Origin of the sequence: Belnapia moabensis DSM 16746, assembly GCF_000745835.1 — a bacterium.
GTDB classification, from domain to species: domain Bacteria; phylum Pseudomonadota; class Alphaproteobacteria; order Acetobacterales; family Acetobacteraceae; genus Belnapia; species Belnapia moabensis.
Genome location: NZ_JQKB01000056.1, coordinates 23,248 through 33,300 on the forward strand (window position 1 = coordinate 23,248; position 10,053 = coordinate 33,300).

The following is a 10,053-nucleotide window of genomic DNA, read 5'->3' on the forward strand; positions in this document are numbered from 1 at the left end:
CCTCAGGCCCCGGTCGCGGCGCGCAGCGCGGCCAGCAGTACCGGCAGCTCGACGGGCTTGCGCACCACTTCCCGCACGCCGGCGGCCAGCAGGTCGCGCCGGATCTCCGGCTTGTCGATTGCGGAAAGAACAACGACAGGCGGCGGGTCCGGCAGATCCTCGGCCAGGTGGCGCATGAAGCGCATGCCGTCCATCACCGGCATCAGCAGGTCGAGCAGCACGGCATCGGGCCGCACCCCGGCCCCGCCTTGTGCCAGGGCCGCGATGGCTGCCGCGCCGTCCGGCGCTGTCCGCACATCCCAGCCCTCCACCTCGAGGCGGAGCTGCAGGAGGTCGCGGAGGAGCTCGTCGTCATCCACCAGCATCACGCTTGGCATGGGCAAGGCTCCATCAGAACAGTTTTGTGAGCGTGAGGGTGAGGCGGAAGCCCTCGCCCGGAGAGGCCTCGCCGGCCAAGGTGCCGCCCCAGCCCGAAGCGGCGCGCGCTGCCTCGCGCAATGCGCCAAGTTCGGCCGAGCCGGGCGCCTCCTCGCCGGAGAGCACGGCCTGGAGCCGCGCGTTGGGCATGCCAAAGCCTTCATTGGCGCAGTGGATGACGACGGCGGCGGCGCCTTCTTCCATCGTTATGGAGATCGTGCCGCCACCCCGCGCATCCTCCACCAGGAGCAGCAGCATCGCGCGCAACGCGGCCTCGAGCGCGCCCGGTGCCGCGAGGGCGAGGTCCGCGATCTCGGGCGCCGTCAGCTCGATGCGCAGGCCGGGCCGCCGCGCCGCCGCCCGCGTGGCTTCGGTCACGACCAGGCGCAAGGCCGCGAGTGCATCCACTGGATAGGCCTGGAGCACCTGGTCGCCGATCTCGAAGGCCATGAAGGATTCAACGGTGGCAATGGTGGCGCGCATGGCCTCGAGCGCGGCGCGCAGCCGTGCCAGAACGCGGGGCCGGGAAGCTTCGGCCAGGCGCGGATCCTCCAGCAGTCCGGCGCCGAGCTGAATGGCCTCGATCTCGTTGCGCAGCTTCATCCCGATATGCTCGGCGAAGCCGCGCTGGATTTCCGCAAGGCGCAGCGGTTCGGTCACGTCCACCAATTCGCAGAGCAGGGCCGGCGCAGCTGCCTCTCCCTCTGCCTCTCCCGCCGGCACCGTGAGGCGCAGCAGGTGGCGCCGGCCGCCGAGCAAGCGCGCGGCGTTCAATTCGACCGGCACGCGTTCCAGCAGCACGCGGCGCACCAGACGCGCGGCCTGGTCCTGCGGCAGGCCGCCTAGCGCGGCGATAAGGTCCGGCGGCGCCAGCCCGGCACCCACCGGCAGGCCCGCCGCCTCGGCCGCTGCGGCCATGCGTGCATTCTGGTGCAGCACGCGGCCAAGCGGGTCGAAAACCACGGCGGCGGTCGAGACCTCCTCGAGCACGCCGGCGAGCGTCGCTGCCCGCAGCATGAGCCGATCCACATCGCGCCAGAGTTCGGCATCGAGGCGCTTGACCCCCGTACCGAGGCTCCAGGGCATGGCCGCGGGCCCCTCCAGCCCCTCGGCCGCGGCGCGGATGGCGCCGAGCAGCGCGGGCACGCGCTGCGCCTCCCCCCGCGGCAGCGTGAAGGCCCAGAAGGCTATGTTCATGCCCTCCCCCTCGGTTGCGCGGGACCGCAAGGGCGCGAGGTAGACCTCCTCGCCCTCCTCTGCGGAGGCGAGGAAGCCGCGCTCCACCGCGACTGGTCCGGCCTCACGGACTGCGAGGCTGAAGGGCGACGCCGAAGGATCGCGCTGGTCGGGCGGGATATCGGCTAGGCTGGCGCCGATCCCGGCGGCCTGTTCCAGCATTGGCGCGCCCGCTGAAGCCGGGCGCGGCACCAGGAAGACGGAGCGCCGCAGCCCGAGCAGGCGGGACGCCATGGCCGCGGCCTGCCAGGTACCACTGCCCGCGGCGGCTTCCTCCTCGAAGGCAGGGGCGGCCACCTTGCGCAGCCGGGCCGAGAGTTCGCGCCGCATCTGCCTGAGCGCGCGGTCCTCCGCCACCTCCCGCCAACGCCACAGCGCGAGGGAGAGCAGCACCTGGGACACCAGCAGCATCGCAACGGGTAGCAGCAGGTCGGCCCAGCGCAGGGCCGCATAGCTGGCAAGCAGGATAGCGGCGGTGACGCCGAGCGCCGCCCAGGGCCAATGCCGCGGGCCAAGGCGCAGATAGAGTGCGGAGCCGCCCAGGGCCGCCACCAGGACGAGCAGAAAGGAGGCAAGCGGACCCAATTCCCGCACCGCCCGACCTGAAAGCAGCGCGTCGAGCGCGACCGCATGCAGTTCCGGCAGTTGGAGGGCGGCGGTATGCGCGGCCGCTGGCGTGGCGAAGCCGGGCAGGCGGGGGTCGGCAGCAGGCGCTAGGATGACACTGCGCCCCGTAACCAATTCGGCCGGAACCCGCTCCTCCAGCACCCGCCCGGCATCCACGGATGGCAGGGAGGCGAGGCTGCGTGGGAAGCGCGGCAGGAAGGTCTCGCCCGGCGAGGGCAGGCCCGGTGCCCCGGCTGCCCGGGCGGCAGCATAGGGCAGGGTCGGAACCGGCGCGCCGTCCACTGGCACGGTGGTTGGCATGCGACGAAGCACCCCCGCTTCGAGCGGAGGCAGGATCACGGCGCCCCAGCCTGCCACATTGCCGACCGGCGGATCGATCAGGATCCAGCCCGCGTCAGGCTGGCCGGAGAGGTCTGGGCGTGCATGGCGTCCCGCCAGAACCGTCGCGCCATCACCCGAGCTAACCGCCATGCCAGCGTCAGCGGGAAAGACGACCTGCCGCGCCCCGAGACGTGACAGCGCACCGACAAGCGCGGCGCCATCTACGGCGGTTGGGCCGGGAACGCTCTGTTCTAAGCGCACCAGCAAAGCGTGCTGGAAGGAAGGTTGCGGGAGCAATCGCATTGCATGGTCATGGAACGATCCATCTACTGGGTCCAGGGCACCGACTCCCCGCAAGGCAAGAGTCAGAACCAGAACTACGAGGACCGGTCCAGCAAATGAGGGAAGCCTATATCGCACGGATAATGCGCCAAAATGGATGAATAACGGACAGCGTCACATCTTCCCGATCAATCAGGAAGATAGCAAGGTTCATTGGAAATTTCGTGCCCAGCATTGTTAGAATTGCTTTTTGTTTCTCATTGTTTTTTCATGGGCCGACACTGCGCATAAAGGCGACATTACATTCAGATAAGTATGGTGCGTATGTCTGGAAGAGAGGAGGACGGCAAGCCCAAGCCTCTACCGCAGGGGGCATTCTACTATCACAAACCGCAGAGGCTTCGCGCCTGACCGACAAGGAAACTAATATCCAGATATTACACGCGTAAGTTGTAGTAAAAATCTAATACATCTTCAAGTTGTACAACTGTTCTGAGGTTTTTCAGCCTTTCGTTCGGGCTAGGATGTGCCAAATCTCCGGCGCTCCTTCATGCGGCGCAATAATGCTGATCTGCAGGCCACTGGGAACACGCATGAGCCGGAGGCACCCGCCTTTCGTGTCCGCAGGCAAGATTCAACCGGCCGCTGGTCCTATCCCGTTTCCACGGACACCTCTGACAGGCTGAGGAACCTGGGAGGTGGTGATGACGGAGAGTGGCAAGCGGCGCCGGGTCTTTCCGGATGCGTTTATGCTGGAGGCGGTAGCTGCGGTTGAAGGCGGCCGCTCGGTATCGCAAGTGGTGAGGCGCTTGGGTTTGGTGGTCCAGGTTCAGCGTTGTCGGTTGGCTTGCCGGGCTGCGAGAGGTCAATCTGCACTCCGTGATGGTAAGCCCAGAGGTCAACCAGCTGGCCAGTGAACTCGGCGCCGTTGTCGGCAAACAGATACTTCGGCGCGCCTCGCTAGCGGACGAGCCGGTTCAGCACCTCGACCACGTGCCTGCCCTTGAGCCGCTGGCCAACCTCGATCGCCAGGCCTTCACGACTCCAGATGTCGACCACGGTCAGGGCCCGGAACTTCGTGCCCTGGCTCAGCTGGTCGTGGACGAAGTCCAGGCTCCAGGCCTCGTTGGGGCGCTTTGGCACGCACCGCGCCTCGCGGTGCACGACCATTTTGCGCCGCCTTGGTCGCTTGCTGCGCAGGGCAAGGCCTTCCTCGCGGTACAAACGCCAGACCAGGTTGCGCCCCACAGTCCAGCCGTCACGCCTGAGCATGATCTGGACCCGCCGGTAGCCATAGCGGATCCGCGTCTGCACGATCTCATGCATGCGTTGCCGGATCTCGAGGCGTGGGTTTCTGGTACTCGGCTTGCGCTGCGTCGATCGATGCTGGCGCGTCAGAGAACAGGCCCGGCGCTCGCTGTAGCCGTGGCTCCGCGCCACATAGGCCACAACCTCCTTCATGAGCGCTGGCCGGAAAATTTTTTGACGAGACGTCCTGCAGCACAGCCTTGTCGAGGCTGAGCTCCGCCACCAGCCGCTTCAGTCGGTTTGGAGCTTGAGCCGTGACGCAACGCGGAATGTTGCGTCACGGATATATTAAACCTTATAGATAGATCTAATATGATGTTTTTCTGCCTCATGATTGTAAGCTTGCCCGAACTTGATGAGGCCCGACGAGAGTTCCGGTGACGAGGAGATTACGGCTGGCCAACAGGAACGGAGCACCAAGTTGGGGAAACGTCGCAGCGTCGAGAGCCGAAGTGCTGGAGATTGCGATGGGGGACCGCCATCGCATGAGGCGCACTCCAAAGCTCTCCACGCTCCTCGCTGGCCTGGTGGCTATTGCCCTGGCTCCTGCTCTCCTCTCAGGAGGGGCAGCCGTGTGGGCTGTTGCGAGCAGCCGACAAGAGGCGGCCGAGGACCGGCTTCGGGCAACTGCGCGTGCCCTGGCCCTTGCCGTGGACCGCGATTTCGGCGGCATCGCCGGCGCCCTTTCGGCCTTCGCAACCTCGCCAGCCCTTGGCCCGGATCCGCTTCATCCGCGCGACCCCGTCGCCCTGCACGCCCAAGCGGTGCGGATCGGCCAGCAATACGCGGCGACGGTCGCCGTTCTCGCGCCGGATGGAGAGCAGGTGCTCAGCTCCCTTCGTCCACTCGGCGTCCCCATGGCGCGCGCGACTTCTTCAGCAGCGGTCCAGAAGGCCCTCGCCTCGGGGCAGCTTGCGGTTGGCGACCTCGTCATTGGCTCGCTCTCAGGCCGACCGGTGGTGTCGGTCGCCCTTCCCTTGATGGATGAAGAGGGTCGGGTCGCGGGTGTTACCGCCGCCGCAATCAGCGCCGAGCGGCTCCGAGAGCTCCTCGAGCGTCAGACCTTACCGCAGAGCGCCTTCTCGGCCGCGACTGACTCCCGCGCTATCCTCGTCGCACGCTCCGACGCTGAGCACGACCGCCTCGTGGGCCGGCCAGTGCCTTCAGCAAATGTCCGGCAATTTGCCGGAAGAGAGAGTGGGTTTTACCGCGGTGTGTCGCTCGACGGTGGGGAGCACGTCTTTGGTTTCGCCGCTGTACCCGCCGCAGAGGGTTGGACCGTCTTCGTCGGTGAGCCCGCCGCCCACTTCGATGCGGCTTGGCGCGGACCGCTCCTGGTGCTCCTGGGCAGCAGCGCTGTTGCCTTCCTGCTTGGCGGACTCGCGGCCGCTTTCGCCGCGCGCCGCATCCTTCGCCCCGTTCAGCAACTGACCTATCACGCTCAGGCACTCGCGGCGAGCGGAGCGAAGGTCACGGCTGCCGACATTCCGCCCGCTAGCGTCGCCGAGTTGGAGGTGCTTCGGCGGGGCTTTGCTGAGGCCGAGGCTGCCGTGGGGGCAAGCGCGGGGGCGCTCCGCCGCCTGAACGAGGAACTCGAGGCACGGGTGCGGCAGGAAGTCGCAGCGCGAGAGGAGGCCCAGGCCCGGCTTGCCCATGCCCAACGCATGGAGGCGCTCGGCCAGCTTGCCGGCGGTATCGCGCACGACTTCAACAATGTCATCCAGGCTGTTAGTGGTGGTGTAAAGCTGATCGAGGGTTCGGTTGACAATCCGGCCCGGGTGCGCCGCATCGGGGCGATGGTCCGAGAAGCAGCAGAGCGGGGAGCCGCCGTGACGCGTCGCCTTCTTGCGTTCTCCCGCCGATCAGACCTCCGCGCCGAACCGCTGGATGGCCAGGACTTGCTCGTGGGGATGCAAGAGGTGCTCTCGCACACCCTCGGTGGTGGGATCCGTGTTGGGGTAGAGGTTGAGGCCGGACTTCCCCCGCTACTCGCCGACCGGGGACAACTCGAGACGGTTCTGGTGAACCTCGCCGCGAACGCGCGGGACGCCTTGGGGGGCCAGGGAACGATCACGCTGTCTGCCGCCGCGGCATTGGTCGCCGGGGAAAACGCTGGAGTTCCACCGCAGCTGCGGCTGGGTGCATATGTACGCCTGTCAGTATGCGACGCCGGGATGGGCATGCCGCCTGAGGTGCTGGCGCGGGCATCGGAACCGTTCTTCACGACAAAGCCAAAGGGCAAGGGTACAGGGCTTGGCCTCGCCATGGCTCGCGGTTTTGCAGAGCAGTCAGGCGGAGCTCTCGCGGTGGAGAGCGAGCTCGGCAGCGGCACAACAGTATCACTCTGGTTGCCGGTCGCGGACGAGGAACCGCAGGCAGCAGGGCAACTGGCCGCGGACGCGGCTGCTCCTATTCAGCGGAGGCGTGGGCGCCTTCTGTTGGTGGATGATGAGGTGGTGGTACGCGATATAACTGCCGAGAGCCTGAGGGTGGCAGGGTTCACTGTTCTTGCCGTCGGCGGGGCAGCCGAGGCACTGATGGCGTTGGAAGCCGGCGAAGAGGTCGACCTTCTCGTCTCCGACCTGTCCATGCCGGAGGTGGACGGCCTGACCCTGATCCGGGAGGCGCAGCGTCGGTGGCCGGGGCTCCCAGCCATCCTGTTGACCGGCTACGTGACGGATGCAGCGGAGCTCGCAATCGGCGGTGCGCTGAGTGGTACTTTCTCGCTTTTACGCAAGCCGATCGACGCGAGGGCGCTGTCTGACTGGGTGGCAGCGCTTCTCGAAACTGAGCGAGCAGATCAGAAGGTGCGGAACATCCTGCCTGACTAACAATATCCTTGTCGTGAGATTCTCAAGGCCAACCAGAGGGTTCGACTGCATGATACGCAGACCGAGAATGCGGTAACGGAAGAGCAAGGCACCGTGGATCTCGGGCGGTGCATTCGCTAATCGCTGAGCGGGGTTGGGGTGGCGCTGGCCTCCGCACGCTTGTTGAACGTGAGTTAGCCGTCTACGTGTCGACGCACCAAGAAGCGTGGGACGGATGTCGGATAACAGTGTTATTGGACGGACCTCCGGTTGCGTTGATGGCCAAGGTGGTTCGGCCCATGGCCATGTTGCTGCATGAGCTGGCCACTTATGCAGCGAAGCACGGGGCTATGTCTGTGCCTAACAGATGAGTGGAAGTGCGCTGGCATGTGAACAGCGCCCAAGGGAATACCAAAACGCTGGAGCTACTGTGGATCGAGACGAATGGTTTACCGATCGAAGGTAACCCAGTGCGCCGTGGTTTCGGCTCGCGCGACATCGACGCCACCGTCCGAAATCAGCTTGGCGGCACAGTCGATCGGCGATGGGAGCAGAGCGGTCTCACGGCTGAGGTGGTCATCCCGTTGAAGCGTATGGTTTGGCGGACAGCCAGAGGACCATCGCTGTCCAAGTCGCTATTTGAAACTGCACGATCATAATGCAATTGTCGGTATCCATATCGACGAAGATGTCGGTGTCAGCGAGTCTGGGGCGGAAGTGCTTCAGTCCGCCTAGATGATCGATTTGCACGCGGTGCTCGCTAAGCGGGTGAGCGGCTTTGATGACCTAGTGACGTTGCACACCGTGCCTGTGCGGTGCATCAGTCGATGCGCACCAGGTGCAGTTGCATCCCATCCTTTGGCTGAGGAATCGGCCACATCCTCCAGGCTGTGACGTAGCCGGGCGCGACGCCGACCGAGAGGTTTTGCAGCAAGTGCCGAGCGAAGCACTTGGCCTGCATCATGGCGAAGTTCAGCCCGAGACACATATGGGCGCCGCCGCCGAACGGGACATAGGCGCCACGGCGGCGGCCTGCCCGCGCAGTCTCGTTAAAGCGGTCCGGGTCGAAGCGGTCGGGGTCGGGCCAGAGACCTGGCATATGATGCGTGAACAGCGGATTGATCCCGATCGAAGTACCGGCCGGGATATGGTAGCCGCCGAACTCGAAGTCCCGCAGTGCGCGTCGCGGCACGGCGGGTACTGGTGGTATGATCCGTAGCGCTTCCTCAAAAGCCATCCCGGTCAGCCGCAGTTCGTCCAGCCGATCGAAGGGCAATGGCTCGTCAGCCTGCAGGCCGAGCCCGGCGATCTCGTCACGTAGTCGAACCTGCCAACGCGGGTTAGTGGCGAGCAGCCATACAAAGGCCGTGAGCGAGGAGGTGAGCGTGTCGTGCGCCGCCATCATCAGGAAGCTCATATGATCCACCACCGCCTGGGTGGGGAGCGGTACGCCATCCTCCGTCGTCGTATGGCAGAGCTGGGTGAACAGGTCGCTGCCATCTGACATACGACGAGACGGGACCTGTTGAGCGAGGTACGCGACGATACGCGTGCGGCCCTGCACGCCGCGGCGCATCTGCGTTCCCGGTAGCGGCCTTCGAATGGGCGCGACCGTCGCTGCGACCATGTCGGCGAACGCAGACCTGATGCCCTCCATTTCAGGACCAATATCGGCGCCGAGAAAGGACCGTGCGGCGAGGTCGAGGGTGAGGCGCTTCATCTCCGGATAGAGCGTCATCGGGCCAGGTGTGGCCCGCCACCGCGCCACAGCAGCGGCGATCCCCGCATCCAGCGTCGCCAGATAGGCCCGCAGCGGCCCGGCCTTGAAGGCCACCGCCAGCGCGCGGCGCTGCAGTCTATGCTCCTCGAAGTCCAGGGTCAGCAGGCCACGCGGGAAGACCCGGTCGAGAAATCGGCCCCAACCCAGCTGGGCGGAGAAGAGGCGCTGCTGGTCGAACAGCACCAGCTCATTCGCCTCCGGCCCCAGCAGCTGCACGCCCGTCTCACCGAGGATGTTGACCCGCATCACAAGTCCATGCCGTGCGGCGAGCGCCTCGTAGTAGCCCTTGGGATCGGCGAGAACCTGCAGGGTGCTGCCGATAAGCGGTAAGCCATTGCTGCCCGGAATATGCGCAAGGGCGCGCCGTGGAGGCGGCACGACCTTCACACGATTAAGCGGCACGTCAGCTGAATTCATAGCGACAGCCCTCCTCTTGCCGCGGGTCCTCAAAGCGGCAGCAACGTCGAGTTCCGCCCTTCGGGGCCGGTGCTCGCCCTTGTGTCAGACTGTAGTCGACTCAGTGGCGGGGCTGGCTGATAAGGTTCCAACCCGCCGCCTCGATCTCTTTGCGCCAGAGCAGCCGTTCGCGCCACTCGTTGGGGATGCTGGCATAGCCGTACATCGCCCCAGCGATCTGAGGTGGTCCCCGGATTTCGGACAGGCGGGTAAGCTCGGTTCGCCTGTGAGAAGGACGGACCCGGATGACGGGCAAGCGGACGCGGTACTCGGCGGATTTCAAGGCGAAGGTGGCGCTGGAGGCGCTGCGGGGTGAGCTGACGACGGCGCAGCTGGCGGTGAAGCACAGCATTCACCAGACGATGGTGGGCGAGTGGAAGCGGCAGGCCATGGAGGGGCTGACGGCGGTATTCTCCGGCAAGGCGGCGGCGCCGGAGAGCGCGAAGGCGGCCGAGGCTGAGGTTGAGAAGCTGCACGCGAAGATCGGGCAGCTGGTGGTGGAACGGGCTCTGTTGCACAAATGGCCTGAGGGGGATTCATCTCGTGAATCCAGCGTGATAGCTGGACGGCATGAGCAGACCGACACCGCCGACTTACAAGACCAGGAACTGGCCTGCCTACAGCGACGGGCTCAAGCGACGCGGCTCGCTAACGATCTGGCTCGATCTCGAGATGACCTGGGAAGCCGCGCCGACCGGTAAACGGGGCCGACAGCCCCTCTATAGCGATGCTGCTGTCCAGACCTGCCTGACCATGAAGGTGCTGTTCGGCATGGCGCTGCGCCAGACGACTGGCTTCGTCGAGAGCCTCCTGCGG

Annotated in this window: 5 protein-coding genes and 2 pseudogenes; 3 read left to right on the forward strand and 4 right to left on the reverse strand. The window is 65.7% G+C overall.

The annotated features are described in order from the left end of the window. Positions 1-2 precede the first annotated feature (2 nt). From EP26_RS36365 to EP26_RS22910, 3 genes and pseudogenes are all read right to left on the reverse strand, one after another. A complete protein-coding gene (locus tag EP26_RS36365; RefSeq protein ID WP_043342156.1) occupies positions 3-377 on the reverse strand; it encodes a response regulator in 375 nt (124 codons plus the stop codon). A gap of 13 nt (positions 378-390) precedes the next feature. After that, on the reverse strand, positions 391-2,751 hold the full coding sequence (locus EP26_RS36370; RefSeq protein WP_043342157.1) for a CHASE2 domain-containing protein: 2,361 nt from the start codon (positions 2,749-2,751) through the stop codon (positions 391-393). Positions 2,752-3,714: 963 nt separating this feature from the next. Further along, a pseudogene (locus tag EP26_RS22910) lies at positions 3,715-4,429 on the reverse strand (IS3 family transposase); the annotation flags it as partial. A gap of 334 nt (positions 4,430-4,763) precedes the next feature. Here EP26_RS22910 and EP26_RS32310 point away from each other — a divergent pair. Then, a complete protein-coding gene (locus EP26_RS32310) occupies positions 4,764-7,022 on the forward strand; it encodes an ATP-binding protein (RefSeq protein WP_169747461.1) in 2,259 nt (752 codons plus the stop codon). 799 nt (positions 7,023-7,821) lie between these two features. Here EP26_RS32310 and EP26_RS22920 read toward each other — a convergent pair. Next, the gene (locus tag EP26_RS22920) at positions 7,822-9,168 is read right to left on the reverse strand and encodes a cytochrome P450 (protein ID WP_211259524.1); all 1,347 of its coding nucleotides are present in this window, start codon (positions 9,166-9,168) and stop codon (positions 7,822-7,824) included. A 314-nt stretch (positions 9,169-9,482) separates the two neighbouring features. Between EP26_RS22920 and EP26_RS22925 the strand changes: the two are divergent. Next, positions 9,483-9,743 (forward strand): annotated as a pseudogene (locus EP26_RS22925) (transposase); the annotation flags it as partial. Between the two features lie 64 nt (positions 9,744-9,807). Beyond that, the coding region (locus tag EP26_RS33460; protein WP_043342163.1) for a transposase at positions 9,808-10,053 on the forward strand (246 nt) is incomplete at its 3' end.

Bases quoted from the DNA above. Each gene is read 5' to 3' on its own strand.
- EP26_RS36365 (WP_043342156.1), bottom strand. From the start codon at position 377: ATGCCAAGCGTGATGCTGGTGGATGACGACGAGCTCCTCCGCGACCTC.
- EP26_RS36370 (WP_043342157.1), bottom strand. From the start codon at position 2,751: ATGGCGGTTAGCTCGGGTGATGGCGCGACGGTTCTGGCGGGACGCCAT.